Source organism: Fluoribacter gormanii, assembly GCF_900156395.1.
Lineage (GTDB): Bacteria > Pseudomonadota > Gammaproteobacteria > Legionellales > Legionellaceae > Legionella > Legionella gormanii.
In genome coordinates this window covers 1-18,174 of the sequence record NZ_FTNL01000007.1, presented here as the reverse complement: position 1 = coordinate 18,174, position 18,174 = coordinate 1, and the positions used below count along the sequence as shown (strand labels likewise).

Below are 18,174 nucleotides of genomic sequence, written 5' to 3'. Positions count from 1 at the left end.
CTATGTCGACACGATTACTGGTTGCCCGGCATGGAAATACTTTTGCGCCAGGCGATATTATTCGCAGAGTTGGAACTACTGATTTACCGCTCGTTGATAGCGGCTTGAACCAAGGACGCATGTTGGGCAATTATCTTAAAAATAATGAGCTTATTCCTGATGTCATCTTCACTTCAAAGCTAAAACGAGCCATACAGACTGCAGAACAAGCACAAAGTACGATGGGAACAAATTTGCCGATTAAAACACTGGCCATCTTCAACGAGATCGATTATGGACCTGATGAAAATCAACCCGAAGAAGATGTTGTGGCTCGCCTTGGAAAGGAAGCGATTAATGCATGGGAAACACACGCCATAGTACCTGAAGGTTGGAACGTAGATCCTTCGCTGCTCATTCAAAATTGGATGGATTTTTCCACTCGTATTCGTAAAGAATACCCTGGGAAAACATGTCTGGTAGTTACAAGCAATGGTATTGCCCGCTTTGCGCCTTATTTAACTGGTGATTTTGCAACCTTCAGTGCGCAATATAGAATCAAAATCGCGACCGGTGCATTGTGTGTCTTTGAGAATAAAGAGCCCTCTGAAGCATGGCGTTGTCTTGCATGGAATGTGAAGCCAATGTGACACATGTAATCTTGTCATATTGATAGCCTGGGTTTCGCAGAGTGAAACCCGGAATTAAGAATTCAAAATTGATAAAAGTCTGGAAGATGATTCATGAAATTATGGATGATGGTATGTTTTCTATTCATGAGTTCCATTTGCAATGGGGCTTCTAAATATTGTTTCCCGAATCAACCCTGTTGGCCAACTCAAGCGCAATGGGACGAATTAAATAAACAAGTCAATGGACATTTAGTGCGAGGACAATCTCCTTTATCTCCTTGCGTTAAAAATTCAAAGAGCAGTTCATGCCAAAAGATCCTTCATGAACTAAGAAACCCTTATTTTATTGAATCACAAGCTGGGGCGACTCAATCCAATGGCTGGGTCGATGCCTGGCAAACTGCAGTGAGCTCTTATGTGGTTGCTGTTAAAAATGCTCAAGAAATAGCTGCTGCAGTTAATTTTGCACGTAAACATCGAATTAAACTGGTGGTCAAAGGAACCGGGCATGATTATCTTGGCCGTTCCAACGCACCAAACTCACTCTTAATCTGGACTCATAATCTACGTCAGGTGACGATCCAAGAGCAGTTTATCCCTCAAGGATGCCCTAAAACCCAGGCACCAACGACAGCAGTCACTCTTGCAGCAGGGACACGATGGATAGAAGTATATAAAGAAGTCACTACCAATAATGGTCGCTACGTTCAGGGAGGAGGTTGTACGACAGTCGGTGCGGCCGGAGGATTTATTCAGGGAGGTGGTTTCGGTAGTTTTTCCAAAAAATTTGGCACCGGTGCTGCCGGAGTTTTGGAGGCAGAGATTATTACTGCAGATGGAACAATTCGTACGGTTAATGCCTGCCAGAACCAAGATTTATTTTGGGCATTAAAAGGCGGAGGCGGGGGCACATATGGCATTGTGAGTAAAATTACATTGCAAACCCATGACCTTCCCAGCCGATTTGGAAAAGTTAAAGGGACAATTACTGCAAAATCCAATTCAGCGTACCAACAACTTATTCATTATTTCATCCATTTTTATCAACACAATCTCAATAATGAGCATTGGGGAGAGCAAGTTACTTTAACTCCTGATAATAAAATGAATTTCTCCCTGGTTTTTTCTGGTTTAAGTAAAACCGAAGTTGACAAACTTTGGCAGCCGTTTCTTAATTGGTTAGCAAGAAGACCGGAGCAATATCAATTTAACCTCAAGAGCGCGACACGTCCTGCAAGGCACTATTGGGATTTTGATTATTTGCTTGCCAATGCTCCTGATGCGATTGTGATTAACAAAGAAAAAAACGCGGCCCCTGATGAGTTTTGGTGGGCCTCAAATCAATCGGAAGTATCCATGTACATTAACTACTATTTATCCATGTATCTTCCATTTACATTATTCACCAAAGAAAATTCAACTCTATTTACCAAAACACTTTTTGATGCATCACGTTTTACTGAAATTACACTTCATTTCAATAAAGGATTGTCAGGTGCGCCCAAAGACACCCTTGCACGGCAAAAAAATACGGCCATGCACCCAGCGGTACTTAATGCCGCAGCTCTAGTCATTATTTCAGGAGGCCAACAAGATACCTACGCCAATATTGCTGGACATAAACCCGATTTAATTAAAGCCGAAGAAGCAATAAAGCAAGCTAATAAGGCTATGGCACTGCTTCAAACTTTAGCCCCCCATTCGGGTACTTATCCGAATGAAGCAGATTATTTCATTAAAAATTGGCAATCGGCTTTATGGGGAAGCAATTATCCTAAACTGCTGCACATAAAACACAAATATGACCCCGAAAACATATTTACCTGTCATCATTGTGTGGGAAGTGAGTAAGATTCTGAATTGGATAGTAACCTGAGCGAAGCACAGCCCACCCCGGAGAGATTTGTGGTATGAAACTCGGGTTGGCTGTGCTTAACCAGACTACATTTTTTTAGATATCATCAAAATAATTTTTTAATGTTTGCTGCACATCTAAATTGAGCTCACCAGAATTGGGATCAATCGCGCTTACCGTATCCCCAAGATAACCAATCGCCCAGAAGAAGATATTGTTGGTTTCCATGTTCGCTTGCAAATAAGGCATGAGTGCATTGGTAAAAAATGCCTTCCCTTTTGCAGTGTTCCATGATGCCTCACCAAGCACGACCGGATAACCTGCTTTGTATAAAAACCCCCATGACCAGTCGAAACGTAATTGGCTTGGAATTCCGGGGGCTGTCTCCCAACCCGCGACCTCAGCAGGATATACATGCGGTGAAAAAACGATATGACCGTTTTGGGCTTGTGCATCACCCAACAACCATAGCAACGCAGTCTGATTGATTCCTTGGCTGACTAATTCTTTTTTGAATTTATCCTTGTCAAATACAGCAACTCCATTTTTAGCCTGTTGTTCATTAAGTAAAGGCTTGAAATCCTCGCCCCAATTCCCTTTAAAGAACATCCGGTCTAAATTGCCACATAAAGCGGGCTCAGGAGAGTGACTGTATCCATTATCATTCACGATCTGTGATTTAGGGACACAAATGACAGGATTGTTTGCATCATCATTTCCTGAATCAGGACCTTCCACAAAGAGCAACAAATTAGGGTTGTTTTTTTGTACTGCATTCGCAGCCGTTGCTATGACTTTTGTCCAAGGTACTTGAGCGTCATGCATTTTAAACCAATTTAAACGATAAGGTTCGTTAAAAATATCAATGCCCAGCACATTGTCCAGGTTGCGTTTTTTAATTTCCGTAGCTAAAAGAGAAATATCCTGTTCATACCGATTCATATCGTACACAGTACCATCGCGCATGGCATCACCGTAGCCATGACGATGATGGATGTCAATCATCACTCTGATATTGTTCTTTTTTAACTCCTGTAAAACAGTCCAGAACGCTTGTTTCGGACTCACTGTCTTTTCACAAGCACTTCCATTACTTTGCCATGTTTTACAAAATAAGCCATTACCTGCATTCGGAACGGCTTTATCTGAAAGCCACTTATTCAAATCAACTTCACGCTGATCATCATAAAGGACTTCAGGCTGGATGGGTAATCGTAATGTTTTAAAACTCACCGCTGAATTTTTATCTACGCCTGAACTTGGGAACTCCCATGGCTTGCTGATCAAATTCATCATTCCATAAGCTCGTGGGCTAGAACTCAATGAAGGAATTGCGTAAAAGGGATTACTTTGTAAGCCTTGAAACACATTTGTGTCCTGAAATCCAGACCATGATAGACCATCTATATGAACAAGCTGGCTTTTATCATTATAAATTTTACTTTCTCGTGTTTGGTAGGAGTATGCATCCAATGCAAGCATTAACAAGAAAAAACATCCTAATACTTTCATTTTTTTCATTCACTGGTCCTCCAAATTAATAGATGGATACTTTTAAAGTCGGTGGTATTTAACCACTAATACATGAATTCCAGGCAAAAAAGGGATGAGTTTTGCAAAAAGTTAACCAATTCGATTTTGTATTCAATTGATGCAAAAAACAAAAAAGCCTGGGTGAAGCACGACCCGAGAATCGTAATCCATTGAAAATTCCCGGGACACACTTGAAACTAAAGAAGGAACATTATCCTACATGTGAAAAACGGCGATCATTTTCATAAATTGATTTTTTAACCAATTCATCCATATCAGCGCTAGGTTCGCAAGATTGATAAACCACTTTTAATGGAGAAACATCCACGCTTGATTTGGTGCTGTCATTTTGCAAATATCCATCGAGGTTTCTAAAGGTAAAATATTTATCTGTAGCAAACTCCTGGCATTGAGCCATCGTTTCGTCTTGGCATATTGAAAATTTAATTAAATGTTCTGCGTGAAAGGGCTCATGGCTTTTTGAAAAAACATACTGCATATCGTACAAGACACTATCAGCGCCAGCACAAAAATAAGAACCGGATTGAAACGTGTCATTCTCAAATACATCACTACGAATAAAACGACCTTCACCAGGTTGCAAACCAGCTAGAGTCACTTTATGAGTTGCTATTTCTTTAGGATTGTCTGCAAAAGCATAACCAGTTAAAACCAAACCCAATATTACCGAGGCTACTTTCATCATTCTGTTTTAACTCCTAATTTGAAATAAATATTCTCTGTAATGATTTTATTATCCTTAAACCACTGCAAAGAACAAGAAAACAAGAGATTGTCTAATAATAAAACAACTGCTCTGATTAATTTCAGTTCGCCATTATACCCTATTTCATACGAATAGTGTAAAAATTTATAAATTAATTCTCATTTTGATCGGAATCAGCCTCCATAGATGGGGCCAGAATGGATGAACTATCAATGAATTAAATGTATCGCTTTATCTCTTAGGTTAGGGGCGATATTTTTTTAATCTTTTTGCCTTTTTTGTTAACCAAGTAAAAATTATTTGTTACACTTGCGCAAATTAAAACTAGATGTGCATTGATTAATGTCTCAAGAATTAAGCAAAAAGTTTAGAACCGCATTAATGCATTATTTACAAAACCCGTTTGATGTGAAGAATAAAAAAAAACTAACTGCAGCGGCTTTTGCAATATATGATAATGCTACGCAAAGTAACAACAGCATTGAACCCGATAAATTTATGACATCTATCGATGAAATAGTACGCACTGCGGTCCGTGGAATTAAAGTGCATCCTTACCTTGCAGAAGTCCTGGATTCGTTTTCCCGTGAATTATCCATGTCGGATCTAAAACATAAAGCACTCGCATTTAATGTACTCACTCTCACCTATAATTGGTATTTGAAAGAAAATGTAATTGATATCCAAAAAGTCGCTCGAAAAAAATTAGCTAGGATAAGTGCAACAATACAACAATTAAAAGTTACTGATAATCCTTATGTTACAGAATTAGAAAGTGCGCTAGAACAACTAACCTCATCAGTTAAACAGTATTTAAAATTATCACCTGTAAAACAAGTGCAAGAGCATGAAAAATTTGAAAAAAAACTACAATTTATTTGCTCTGAGCATCAAGCCGCCATTGCAAGTGATGTACGTGTTAAATCGGCTTTTTACAGTTTTCTTGCAACAATTTTTAGTATTTTTAATGTGTTTGGGTTTTCTCTTGCTGATGAATACCAAAGAAAAAACAGATTTTTTCAAGAAGTTTCTCTGATTCCAAAAAATACATTATCAGATTTTAGAGTTCCTTTTATTGAAGTTAAAGATACTTTTGCGGAACAAGAAGATGAGTTAGCTTTTACTATTTCCATCGGATAACCTAAACGCATCGTCACTCCACATGTAACCTCCATTTTCACTAAGAATTGTTACTGATTCCAAACTGTAATTGGTCAACTAGTTGTCATTATGGCGAGGAAATAATAACTAATTGATTCCACGATAAAAAAGTCTTTGCTATTAAAAAAAAATGAGTTATAAATCTCTTTTACCTGACTCAAGGATTGACAGGTATCTAGGATGGGTCAGCATGATGCTGAATATTATTTTTTCATGGAGTGAGAAAATGAACAGTAAAGTATTTTCGCAACGCTTCAATCGCGAGTTGGCTTCATTGGACTTTCCAGAGGATTTAACTGAAAAAGTCAAAGCCGTGGCTAAAGTATTTGGTATTTCACGTCATTTAGCAAACTCGTTAATCTTTGGGCACATACTTCCTGCAGCCGAACAACTTAACCGGATCGCCGAGATTTTAGAAGTTTGTCCGAAATGGTTATGTGGGGCAACCGATCGAAAAAAAACTTATCAAGCGCGTGAAACTACAGAATGATGTATAATAGTTAAAGTTGAGATAATTATTATATATTTGTAAAATGCTGTATCTGATCTTAAATATCGATTAATTAGATACAGCATATGTATCTATTTTCATCATAGAAAATAGTTTTTATTCGCGGATTATTACCATCATGGAATGCTTAAGTTTTTGTATTGCCAAATCAATTGATTTAACACGTGTCGACAGTCATTTTAAAAATGCTTCAACTGACTTTACTTCGTTGAAGACTCGAGATGTTCTCAAGTTAAGTGCGAACCACAACAAAGACCATACAATTTTCATTTTTAAAAATGGCACTGTGGTTTCCTGGGGAGTCAAACGTTATCAAATTAATGATTATCTAAGTACCATCAAGCAGCTGGTTGATAAACCGGTAACCCTGTTGGTGCATGATGAATTTCATTATCAGTTCAGTGACAAAACCACTATAGAACCACATGATTTTTTCGATGTGGATTGCCTGACTATAGAAGATGAGAGTGATGAGCTCAAGCTCAGTCTATCTTATGGTTTTTCCCAATCAGTCAAATTACAATATTTTGAAACAATTATTGATGCGCTAATTGAGAAATACAATCCTATGATCCAAACGCTGTCGCATACAGGTGAAATGGAAATTAGCCGTACTCAAATACAACAAATTATCGGAGAAATCCTGGGTGCTAAAAGTGAAATGAATTTAATTAGTAATTTTCTTTATCATCCCAAATATTTTTGGCAACATCCAACTTTGGAAGAACACTTTACTATGTTGGAACGTTACTTACACATTCAAAGACGGGTCAACGCGATCAATCATCGACTGGATACTTTAAATGAAATCTTTGATATGTTTAATGGGTACTTAGACAATCGACATGGCCATAATTTGGAGATTATCATTATTGTCTTAATCATTTTGGAAATTATCGTTGCAGTCTTAAATTTACATTTTTAATAAATTAGACTCAAATAAGAGCAAATTAATCCAAAACAAGCTATTCTTTAAAAAAACAAATAATAATTCATTATCAATTATGCTTAGTACAACAAATCAACTTAATAAAGATCAGCTCAAAGATCTGGAACAATTAAAAACCGTCTGCAAAAAAAATGACGGTAGTGTGCCTAATTTATATACCCACTTGCTCATCCAAAAAAGAAATTTACCTACGCTCGTGCTGAATTATGACAAAAAAAAATTAGTCGGCTTCCTAAGTGTTTTTTTCTTTTACGAGGATGCAGTCGAAGTTTCACTGCTTGTTCACCCGGATTATCGTCGGAAAGGTATTGCCAAAAAATTGCTGCACAATATATTGCCTCTCGTACAAGAACAAGGTTTTTTAAAATTAATTTTTTCCAGCCCTGCTCATATAAACAGCCCGTGGTTACCTGAACTTGGTTTTTCGTATCTGCATAGTGAATACTATATGGAGCGACATGACTTAAACCCATTACTGGATTACAAAAAAAATCTAACCTACCGTACTGCTACAGAAAAGGATATACCATTGCTTTGTGTCTTAGATGAAGCATGTTTCTTCAAAACGCAAGCAGAATTAGTTCCTCGTTTTGAACACATACTTAGTGATAGAACCTATCAAATAATACTGGCCTTTGAAGATAATCATCTTGTAGGAAAAGCGCACATACGCTGGGAAAACCATGGCGCAACACTCTCTGATATCGCCGTTTTGCCAGTTCGCCAAGGTAAAGGTTTGGGGACAGCCTTGATTTCCCACTGCATTAATTATGCTTTAAGCGAAGGCAAACCTGATCTCAATCTAGATGTAGAAACACACAATCAAAAAGCGCTTAATTTATATACGCGCCTTGGTTTTCTAACTCAAAATTCATGTGATTACTGGGAAATTAACCTCTACGATTTGCAAAAACTAATTAAACCAAAACGCAAACATTGAGCTGTCTTCACTACCAGGAACACTTTTTGTATCTAAGTAGTAAGCGGAACTGAAACTCTGACATTCCAGAAAAAACAGTCGTTTCCCGAAGATGGAAGCCCATTTCAGGAGAGATGCGGTGTTACTACAAGAATAGCCCATACCTGGGAATGACAAAATCATGAACTTAATGGCAGTGTGGGGTCGCCTTTCCTTAAAATAGAAACTCTTCATATAGAGTGCTTGACAGAATTTAAACCTCGCCTTTAGTATTGAGCTAAAAATGCAAGAACAACCATTTATCTCAAAATCGTTGTTCAGCATACATAAAGAGCATTTCACATATTAAAAAAAAGGGATCATTGATGAAGAAAAGGGTTGTTATAACCGGCATGGAAATAACCTCTTCCATAGGAACAAGCTTAAGCAAATTCTGGGAAGCAGCAAAACAAGGGCAATGTGGAATAAAACGGATTCAGAGTTATGATCCCTCTTTGTATCCAACACAAATAGCAGGTGAAGTTACGGATTTTTCCCTGGAGCATCTTCCTGAGCTTAACAAAAATAAACGTTATCCGCGAGTCGCTCAATTCGCCCTCTATTGTACACATAACGCTATAGAACAATCCGGGCTGACTCCTCATGAACTCAGAAAAGCCGGGACTTTTATAGGAACTGGCATGGGAGGGTATCCCGAATCAGAGGCTAGTTATAAATTGTTTTTCAATGACAATTGGAAAAAAATGCAACCTCTGACGGTAATCCGAGGAATGTCTAACTCCATTGCTAATTTTATAGCCATCGCATTCGGGCTGGGTGGACCTAATTCAACGATATCTAATGCATGTGTTTCCTCAGCTGATGCCATAGGCTCTGCTTACCAACAAATCGCCAGTGGCAGACTATCCACTGCTGTCTGTGGCGGAACAGAAGCACCTCTTTGGGAATCGATGATGTCCGCTTGGTGTAAATTAAAGGTGATGTCTACCGACAATGAAACGCCAACAAAAGCCTGCCGTCCATTTGATCTGAATCGTGAGGGAATGGTGATGGCGGAAGGTGCTGGAATTTTAATTCTTGAAGAATTAAATCATGCCCGAGCAAGAGGAGCCAATATTTTTGCAGAAATTATTGGTTTTGGTTCCAGCTGTGATGCATTTCATATTACCGCGCCTTCTTCAGAAGGACAGCAACGAGCGATTCAGGGGGCATTAGATGATGCAAAATTATCACCACGAGATGTTCAATACCTCAAAGCCCATGGTACCGGAACACCATTAAATGACAAAATTGAAACACAAACGATTAAATCAATATTTGGTGAAAGAGCCTATGAGATCCCGGTTACTGCACAAAAATCAATGATTGGCCATGCAATAGGAGCATCTGGGGTAATGGAAGTCATTTCCACATCACTAAGCCTACAGCATGATTTACTATTACCTACGATTAACTTAGAAACGCCAGACCCTGACTGTGACTTGGATTATGTGCCTAATGAAGCACGTAAAAAGACTATTGATATCGTATTATCCAATCATTTTGCCTTTGGAGGCGCCAACGTCGCCTTGATACTACGTAGATATATCAAATAACAATCTGCCCCAAAGCGCTGGCCCCCGAGGAAAAGTCGCGGGGCGTAAGCGCTGATGTGATCAAAAGGCAGATGCTGACTAACAGGGCTACACATCGAGCACTTACCAGTGCTCTCACCTTCGTGCCTTAGCTAAAACATATAACCCACACTAAACAATAATTCCGTGGTATACAAATGGGGCATACCTGGACCCTTATCCAGCGTAGCACTATCACCGCCCAAATAATTTTTACCCCAGTCTGCAAATTCTGCCCCCACCCCTACTTGCCAGTTTGGAGTTAACATTTTTTGCACCCCTAGACCTACTGTATATGAAAAAGCAACCGTACTGGCGGTAGAAAACCAGTATGTTGGATAGAGAACTGGATCAATTGTAGTAGGAAGCCAATCATGAGCATGGTTCCAACCCACCCCAAAACTTCCACTCAAATAGGGCTGGATGGTTTGAAAACCACAAGCAATGAGTTTTCCTTTAAACTCTGCACGCACGTGGCTCACCTTATAGCTATAGGTATAAACATCGGGAACACCATCAACAGAAACTGTTCCTGAAAGACTCGCATCACTCGCAGCAGCCACACCGAGTCCGAATTGGGCAATCATATTGCTTGCACCAATAAAATGCTGTAGCCCAAAAAATAATTCACCTGATCCTAACCAATCGGATTTTGAATCAGCACGATATAAGTTGTTTTGTGGAGGTGGAAAAGGGTAAAGATATTGATCTTTTCCCGGATCAGACCATGCAGGTCCTCCACTTACAATAATAATCGATGACCAAACCTGGGGCAAAACTGGGGCATAAGGATCCACTACTGCAAACGCATTTACGGTAAACAGCGCGCAAAACCCTGAGGCTATTATTTTTTTCAACATACCTATCCTTTTGATTTTTAACCATGAAATCCGGAGCATTCAGGCTAATTTTATACAGTATTTGGACCTACTTTTCTATACTTCGTCTCGTTACATTTTAACCGGTTCTATCAAGCTTTATTCAGCGTAAGAAAATACTAACTAATCACTCAACTATTGGTGCCATAATTGTAGCCAGGGTTAAGTTTTCACATACTTTTCTAAATTTATAAAAATGAATAGCAGTTAATCATGATGCGCGTTTTAGAGGACGTCAAACAAATCAATCAAGTCGTTTAAAACATAGCAATGGAGGTTTCTTGGGTATATAATCAGCTATTTTACAAAAAAAGGCCAACAAATGAGTTATTCACTGCGTGATATAGCAAATAAGATACAAGGGGTAGTCATAGGTGATGACTCAATAAAAATCTCTTTGTTATCTCCTATTGATGAAATTATACCAGGGAGCTTAGTGTTTGCTGATAGTAATGAAAATGTAAAATTGGCAGAAGCCTCTCAAGCAGCTGCTATATTAGTCAATGAACAAATCACTGTCTCTCAAAAACCATTAATACAGGTAAAGCATCCATTCAAAGCCTTTATTACTCTGATGCACCATTTCAATCCCCCACAAAAAATCATTCCTGGCATTCATCCTACTGCAGTCATTGGCGAAGGGGTGCAATTAGGGAACGAGGTATTTATAGGGCCTTATGTAGTGATTGAAGCAGGTAGTGTTATTGGGGATCACTGTATTTTAAAAAGTCATATTCATATTGGTCGTGAAGTGACCCTAGGTGCTCATACCACCATTCATTCTCATGTTACGGTGTATGATAGCTGTCAAATTGGCTCCCGAGTAACAATTCATGCCTCTACTGTTATTGGTTCTGACGGTTTTGGTTATACCTTTGTTGATGGAAAGCACCTCAAAGTTCCTCATATTGGGCGCGTCATTATCGAAGATGATGTAGAAATAGGTGCAAATACTGCTATAGATCGCGCCACAATGGGGGCAACTGTTATTGGTGAAGGGACTAAAATTGATAACCTGGTCCAGGTAGCTCATTCCGTTAAATTAGGTAAGCATAATATTTTATGCGGCTTTACCGGCATAGCAGGAAGTACTACTTCCGGTAATCATGTCATTTTTGCGGCTAATGTTGGGGTCAGTGACCATGTACGCATTGATGACGGTGTGGTATTGGGTGCTCGCACAGGAGTGCCTCCGAACAAACATTTGAAAGAAGGGAATGTTTATTTAGGAAATCCTGCTCGCCCCAAAGATCTTGCCATTCAACATGAGCTAGGTGTTAATCGAATCCCTTTAATACGCAAAAACATTAAAGCACTTTCGGAGCAAGTTGAATCATTGAAGAAGCAACTAGCCAAAGCAGAGGCAGAGTAACTATGACATCCCCCTTGATTCTCATTGATGGCTCATCCTATTTCTTTCGTGCCTTCCACGCACTACCGCCTTTGACTAATTCAAAAGGCCAACCCACAGGTGCCATCTATGGGGTAGCCAATATGATTAAAAAGCTCATTAAAGACTACCAACCTGAAGAATTGGCAGTAGTCTTTGATGCCAAGGGGAAAACATTCCGAGATGAATGGTATCCAGAATATAAAGCACATCGACCACCTATGCCCCAAGAGTTAAGCTCGCAATTTGAGCCTTTGATCCAGCTATTGGAGGCGATGGGACTTCCCATATTGATTATCGATGGCGTTGAAGCAGATGATGTAATAGGGACGTTGGCAAGGCAAGCGACCGAACAAGGAGTTTCGGTGGTCATTTCGACAGGCGATAAAGATATGGCTCAACTTGTCAACGAGCACATCACACTAATCAATACCATGAGTAATACCATCATGGGTATTGATGGAGTCAAAGAAAAATTTGGGATAACACCTGAGCAAGTAATCGATTATCTTACACTTGTTGGTGACAGTGTAGATAACATCCCCGGGATAACGAAATGTGGGCCTAAAACAGCAGTCAAATGGCTTACAGAATATCAAACGCTTGATAATCTCATCCAACATGCAGCTGAAATTAGTGGCAAAATTGGTGAGTACTTGCGTGCCGGCATACCACAACTGCCATTATCCAAAAAATTGGTGACGATCAAAACAGATGTTAATTTGCCCCTAAGCTGGGGTGAGTTAAAGCCAAAACCAATGAATAAAGAACAACTCATCGAGTTAACCCGATATTTTGAATTCAAAAACTGGCTCAAAGATCTTTTAGGAGAAGAAGGAAATACACCCTCAAACAAAACAGGTATTTCGAGCATTCCCTTTGAATTAATTACAACCAACCACCAAATCAATCATTTACTCAATCAACTGGAACAATGCCAGACCTTTTGCATAGATACAGAAACAACCAGCATTGAGATTATGCTTGCAGAAATCGTCGGAATTTCTCTAGCTATCGAAGAGGGAAAAGCCGTATATATTCCATTTATACATACAGATGGGACGACACAATTAATTCGTGAAGAAGTATTAACCGCGTTAAAGCCTATCTTAGAAAATCCCAAAATTAAAAAAATCGGCCAAAATCTCAAATACGATTATGCGGTATTAAAAAATCATGGCATCAGCCTCAAAGGGATCTGCTATGACACCATGCTGGAATCCTATGTGCTCAATAGTGGCTCCGGGCGTCATGATATGGATTCAATGGCCTTAAAATATCTAGGTCATAAAACAATTAGTTATGAAGAGGTTGCTGGAAAAGGAGCAAAACAGCTGCGTTTTGATCAAATTCCAGTGGATAAGGCAGCCGCTTATGCGGCAGAAGATGCAGAGATTACGCTGCAACTTCACAATAAACTGTTCCCTTTGATCCCGGAATCGGTGCAAAATGTATTCAATGATATAGAAATGCCGTTGGTTACAGTGCTGGCTGATATGGAGCGACTTGGAGTACTTATTGACTCCGTAACTTTGGAGAAGCATGGAAAACGCTTAAAAGAGCGCATTAATGCATTAGAGCAAGAAGCATTACAATTGGCAGGTAGACCCTTCAACCTGAACTCACCAAAACAATTACAAGAGATCCTCTTCGATTCACACAAACTGCCAGTGATTGCAAAAACACCAACGGGACAACCCTCTACAGCAGAGTCTGTATTACAAGAGCTCGCTTATGATTACCGTCTGGCTGCGGTAATTCTTGAATACCGCAGTCTAACGAAACTGGTCTCTACATATATTGATGCCCTACCTAGAAAAATTAATCCGCAGACGCACCGAGTACATACATCATACAACCAGGCAGTCACTGCCACAGGCCGACTCTCTTCCAGTGAACCCAATTTGCAAAATATACCAATCCGAAGTGAAGAAGGCCGGCTAATTCGTACTGCATTTATAGCACCAGAAAACAGCCTCATTCTTGCAGCAGATTACTCGCAAATCGAATTACGAATCATGGCCCATTTGTCACAAGATGAAAATCTGTTAAAAGCATTTGCTCACGGTTGGGATATTCATGCGGCCACAGCCAGCGAAATTTTTCAAACGCCCTTGGATGAAGTCAGCAGCGAGCAACGCCGTCGTGCTAAAGCAGTCAATTTTGGTTTGATTTATGGTATGTCTGCTTTTGGTCTGGCAAAACAAATTGGTGTGGAACGTCAGGATGCACAATATTACATCGATACCTATTTCCAACGTTATCCTAAAGTTTTGGAATATATGAATCGCACCCGGCAACAGGCTCATCATTTGGGTTATGTAGAAACCTTATTCGGTAGGCGTTTGTATTTACCTGAAATTAATGCACGCAACATGATACGCCAAAAGGCAGCAGAGCGCACAGCAATCAATGCGCCGATGCAAGGCACCGCCGCAGACATCATTAAAAAAGCGATGATATCCATAGCTAAATGGCAAAATGAGCAAAAAAATCCATCGGCAAAAATGATTATGCAAGTACACGACGAGTTGGTTTTCGAAGTAAATGCCAGTGAAATCGAAGCATGCAAAACGATAATTCGTGAATTGATGGAGCATACGGTGGAACTTTCTGTTCCGCTTGTAGTCTCTATTGGTACAGGTGCTAACTGGGATGCAGCTCATTAAACCTTTACCAGCTATCTAATGGTTTGGTATTGTGCCGGTGAGGCAGCGGTGTTGCGAGGTATGAAGCATTGGCGCTTTATTTAGACATGATGGGTTGCCCAATAAATATTCAATGCATCACCGTATTCAAGAGGTTTAATAATTTGTCCTCTTACATTTAAGTCCTTGATTGCAAGCTTATCCTCTTTTGTATAAGCATTTGTCAAAATAAATACTTCTGTAAAAGCTAATGAAGGATCCTTACGGATAATTTTCAGTAAATCAATCCCATTCACTTTAGGTACATTGATATCCAGAAGAATTACTTTAGGATGAATTTTTTCTTGACCTTGACGCCCATATAGCTTATTTAAAGCCTCTTCACCATTTGAGGCAACTTCTATAGCACACGAATCTTTAAGTTTTTTAAATACTCGTTTTACTCCCTCAACATCAACAATATCATCCTCGATATACAAAATATCAACGGTGTTTCCTTGGGGTTCCATAATCATTCTCCTACCGCTTTTCTGTGCTTTAAATGGCCCATAGATCACGGTTATCAGGAAATAGTTTCTAAGAATACTTATCCTATTTGTATCGATTCATATCTTAATTATAGTACCAATAAAAGATCATTATGTGGAAAAATTGACTTTGTTGCCTATAATCTATATTACATAATGTTAGGGAAGAAAAATTATGTATCAATTAGATAAATCCATTAATTTTATGCTTGTGGATGACGATGAAATTGATATCAAAGATATGCAAAGAACTTTTAAAAAAAATAATATTGATAATCCATTGCATGTGGCTACCAATGGGATAGACGCCTTAAACAAATTATTAGGCATAAATGGAGAAAAAAAAATAAAACCCACCCCCAAAATAATTCTTCTGGATATCAATATGCCTAAAATGAATGGCATTGAGTTTATGAAAAATCTTCGAACCAATAAAAAATTAAAATCACTGCTAGTTTTTATTCTTACCACCTCAAATAGTGAAAAGGATAAGATAGATGCGTATAACTTGAATGCCGCTGGTTATATTGTAAAACCATTCCAAATTTCAGACTTTATGGAAGTAATTACATCATTACATCATTATTGGAATCTACTTGAATTTCCTAACAAAAAAGCGGAATAGTACCTAATACTATTTTTAATCGATGTTTAATGACGAGTGTAAATCTTGTTCGCAGATCTGCTTAGGCCACGTAAATGACATTGTGGTTCCATGCCCCACCTGTGATTGAACCATAACTCTCCCTCCCTGAGACTCAACAATTTTTTTCACTATACTCAGGCCAACACCAGTGGATTCCAATTCATCCCTAGATTTAAGCGTTTGAAAAACAACAAAGATTTTATCAAAAAACTCGGAGGGAATTCCTGGACCATCATCCTTAATCGTAAATAAATAAAAGGCGCCTAATGTTTCAATCTCAATTTTAATCGTGCCATTTTTGCGATGGTGATGCTTTATGCTATTACCCAGCAAATTGGATAATACCTGCATCAATGGAATCTTAGCGGTTTTAAAAATTGGCATATTTTGCGGATAATGTACTTCAAATCGACCATCTGGATTAAGATTTTCAATAATTTCCTTCAAAATTTCTTTGGTATTCACCAGCTCAAGATTTAAATCCAAACGACCAGCTCGTGAATATTGTAATATTCCATCAATTAAATTTGCCAGACGCAACGTACGTTGGCGTAATAATGCCAAATGTTCCTTTGATTTATCATCTAACTTATCGAAATTATCTTCTTCAATCCAGGTGGCTAATCGTTCAATTGCCCGCAAAGGAGCCTTTAAATCATGTGATGCAATATAAGCAAACTGTTCTAACTCTTCATTCGTCTTAATCAGTTGATTTTCAATTTGCTTTGCTTTAGTAATGTCTTTGGAGATCATAACATAACCGATAGGATTACCCTCATTATCTCTGCGCAATGCTAAAGTGACCGAGGCAATAAAAGTCGACCCATCTTTGCGAAGACGTTCAAATTCCTCTTCGGCTTTTCCCTCCTGCAATGTTTTTTGCATGAATTTTTGAGCAGTTCCCGACTCAATGTCTTCAGGCTTATGAAGGTCCAAAATATTCTTCTTGTTTACCATCTCAGTAGCATGGAACCCGTAATTGCGGTAAGCTCCTTCGTTCCATACAATTATTTTGCCATCCAAATCTGTTGCCACAATTGAATACTCAATCATGCTTTCCAGAATATTTTGCAGAATACTTTTTGCATAAAATGCTTCTTCTGTCTTAATAGGTTGTACCTCCAAGTCAAGCATGCACCCTTTTACCTGTGCATTCTTTTGTCTTTGATGCTTTTTAATCTTTTTAAATTGTTGGCTTAAGGAACCAAGATCATCGTCCGTTTCTCTTTCACCAATTCTTGTTGTTTTATGTATTTTCTGTGGTTTGTGATCTGAAGGGCCCTGTGTTCGCTCATAATCCATCATTTGCGATTTCCTTAAAAAAATAGATTATCTATCTGTCACAAAAACAGTATTATCTAATTACAATTATAGCGTGTATTGCAGGCCTTTGCTCAAACTCAGAACAGATATATGTGTGAATCTAGATGATAGCAGCCTGTCTTTTAGCATGAGATGCATGGGAAAACGTTTTCTGTTTTGTTCCGACTGACTCATCAAAATAATAAGCCCAAGTTTTTTGAATACATTCCGGACTTACAGTTTTAGTCCAGGTATTATACTCATTTACCAAGCGATTATATTGAATAAAAACCTTAGCAAATGCTCCGCGCATAAATTCAGAGTCTGACCATGCTATAAGAGGAAGATGAGGATATTTTTGCAGTATAACCGCTGCAAGTTGTGGACCATGAGTAGATAACTCATCAATCAAATTTAACTCACCATCAATGATAACCAAATCCGGTGCCTGAGTATCTAAAAAAGATAAAGCATCCTGGCTATTACTTACCACATCTATTGAGACTGAAGTAATAACTGACTCCAAAAGTCGAGATAAGCAAAATGCATTAAAAACGCTGTCTTCGATAATTAATACGCGCATAGCATCCAGGCTCCCTATTAGTTCATTGTTAAGTATAATGATCAAACCTTAAGAAAGAATTAAGAAATTATTTTTTGATCTTATTTATCTTTGTGCCCGACAAAAAACGAATAAACGTAAGAAAGAGCAGAAATAACTCACTGATTTACAATGTATTTCATATACTCAGCTTCGACCAAATTGTTGTTAGCATTATTAGATCATCTTAGAGATTTGCTAACCAATTCCAAAAATTAAAATTAAAGTAACTCCCCACGTCATCCCGAACCCGAGCGCAGCGAGGGTGAGGGATCTCCTGCGGTGTATCTCGGATACAGTCAT

At 38.7% G+C, this 18,174-nt stretch carries 16 protein-coding genes; 10 read left to right on the top strand and 6 right to left on the bottom strand.

Annotated elements, in window-relative coordinates:
• Window positions 1-2 precede the first annotated feature (2 nt).
• Window positions 3-629: a histidine phosphatase family protein gene (locus tag BW930_RS05940; protein WP_058467292.1), complete on the top strand. Its 627-nt coding sequence runs from the start codon at window positions 3-5 to the stop codon at window positions 627-629.
• Window positions 630-722: 93 nt separating this feature from the next.
• Entirely contained in the window at window positions 723-2,462 is a 1,740-nt protein-coding gene (locus BW930_RS05935; RefSeq protein ID WP_058467291.1) for an FAD-dependent oxidoreductase, read from the top strand.
• Window positions 2,463-2,562: 100 nt separating this feature from the next.
• Here BW930_RS05935 and BW930_RS05930 read toward each other — a convergent pair whose 3' ends face one another.
• Window positions 2,563-3,987, bottom strand: a complete 1,425-nt coding sequence (locus BW930_RS05930) for a cellulase family glycosylhydrolase (protein WP_058467290.1) — start codon at window positions 3,985-3,987, stop codon at window positions 2,563-2,565.
• Window positions 3,988-4,210: 223 nt separating this feature from the next.
• Window positions 4,211-4,705, bottom strand: a complete 495-nt coding sequence (locus BW930_RS05925) for a hypothetical protein (protein ID WP_058467289.1) — start codon at window positions 4,703-4,705, stop codon at window positions 4,211-4,213.
• A 363-nt stretch (window positions 4,706-5,068) separates the two neighbouring features.
• On the opposite strand from BW930_RS05925, the gene BW930_RS05920 reads away from it, so the two are divergent.
• From BW930_RS05920 to BW930_RS05900, 5 genes are all read left to right on the top strand, one after another.
• Window positions 5,069-5,866, top strand: coding sequence for a hypothetical protein (locus tag BW930_RS05920; RefSeq protein WP_058467288.1), 798 nt, complete (start codon window positions 5,069-5,071; stop codon window positions 5,864-5,866).
• Window positions 5,867-6,113: 247 nt separating this feature from the next.
• Window positions 6,114-6,377, top strand: coding sequence for a hypothetical protein (locus BW930_RS05915; RefSeq protein ID WP_058467398.1), 264 nt, complete (start codon window positions 6,114-6,116; stop codon window positions 6,375-6,377).
• Window positions 6,378-6,516: 139 nt separating this feature from the next.
• A complete protein-coding gene (locus tag BW930_RS05910; protein WP_058467287.1) occupies window positions 6,517-7,323 on the top strand; it encodes an RMD1 family protein in 807 nt (268 codons plus the stop codon).
• A 79-nt stretch (window positions 7,324-7,402) separates the two neighbouring features.
• Window positions 7,403-8,287 (top strand): GNAT family N-acetyltransferase, encoded by an 885-nt coding sequence (locus BW930_RS05905; protein WP_058467286.1) that lies wholly within the window; start codon window positions 7,403-7,405, stop codon window positions 8,285-8,287.
• 344 nt (window positions 8,288-8,631) lie between these two features.
• Window positions 8,632-9,861, top strand: a complete 1,230-nt coding sequence (locus tag BW930_RS05900; RefSeq protein ID WP_058467285.1) for a beta-ketoacyl-[acyl-carrier-protein] synthase family protein — start codon at window positions 8,632-8,634, stop codon at window positions 9,859-9,861.
• Window positions 9,862-9,992: 131 nt separating this feature from the next.
• On the opposite strand, the gene BW930_RS05895 is transcribed toward BW930_RS05900, so the two are convergent.
• Window positions 9,993-10,739 (bottom strand): outer membrane protein, encoded by a 747-nt coding sequence (locus BW930_RS05895; protein WP_058467284.1) that lies wholly within the window; start codon window positions 10,737-10,739, stop codon window positions 9,993-9,995.
• Between the two features lie 340 nt (window positions 10,740-11,079).
• Here BW930_RS05895 and lpxD point away from each other — a divergent pair, with 340 nt between their 5' ends.
• Entirely contained in the window at window positions 11,080-12,129 is a 1,050-nt protein-coding gene (lpxD, locus tag BW930_RS05890) for a UDP-3-O-(3-hydroxymyristoyl)glucosamine N-acyltransferase (protein WP_058467283.1), read from the top strand.
• Window positions 12,130-12,131: 2 nt separating this feature from the next.
• Window positions 12,132-14,816 (top strand): DNA polymerase I, encoded by a 2,685-nt coding sequence (polA, locus tag BW930_RS05885; protein WP_058467282.1) that lies wholly within the window; start codon window positions 12,132-12,134, stop codon window positions 14,814-14,816.
• An 80-nt stretch (window positions 14,817-14,896) separates the two neighbouring features.
• Here polA and BW930_RS05880 read toward each other — a convergent pair whose 3' ends face one another.
• Window positions 14,897-15,304: a response regulator gene (locus BW930_RS05880; protein ID WP_058467281.1), complete on the bottom strand. Its 408-nt coding sequence runs from the start codon at window positions 15,302-15,304 to the stop codon at window positions 14,897-14,899.
• A gap of 193 nt (window positions 15,305-15,497) precedes the next feature.
• Between BW930_RS05880 and BW930_RS05875 the strand changes: the two genes are divergently transcribed.
• A complete protein-coding gene (locus tag BW930_RS05875; protein WP_058467280.1) occupies window positions 15,498-15,947 on the top strand; it encodes a response regulator in 450 nt (149 codons plus the stop codon).
• 15 nt (window positions 15,948-15,962) lie between these two features.
• Here the strand turns inward: BW930_RS05875 and BW930_RS05870 are convergent, their stop codons facing one another.
• Both BW930_RS05870 and BW930_RS05865 read right to left on the bottom strand, forming a co-directional pair.
• A complete protein-coding gene (locus BW930_RS05870) occupies window positions 15,963-17,273 on the bottom strand; it encodes a sensor histidine kinase (RefSeq protein ID WP_238587834.1) in 1,311 nt (436 codons plus the stop codon).
• Window positions 17,274-17,391: 118 nt separating this feature from the next.
• Window positions 17,392-17,853 carry a response regulator gene (locus BW930_RS05865; protein ID WP_058467279.1) on the bottom strand — a complete coding sequence of 154 codons (462 nt, stop codon included), beginning with the start codon at window positions 17,851-17,853 and terminating at the stop codon, window positions 17,392-17,394.
• Between the last annotated feature and the right edge of the window lie 321 nt (window positions 17,854-18,174).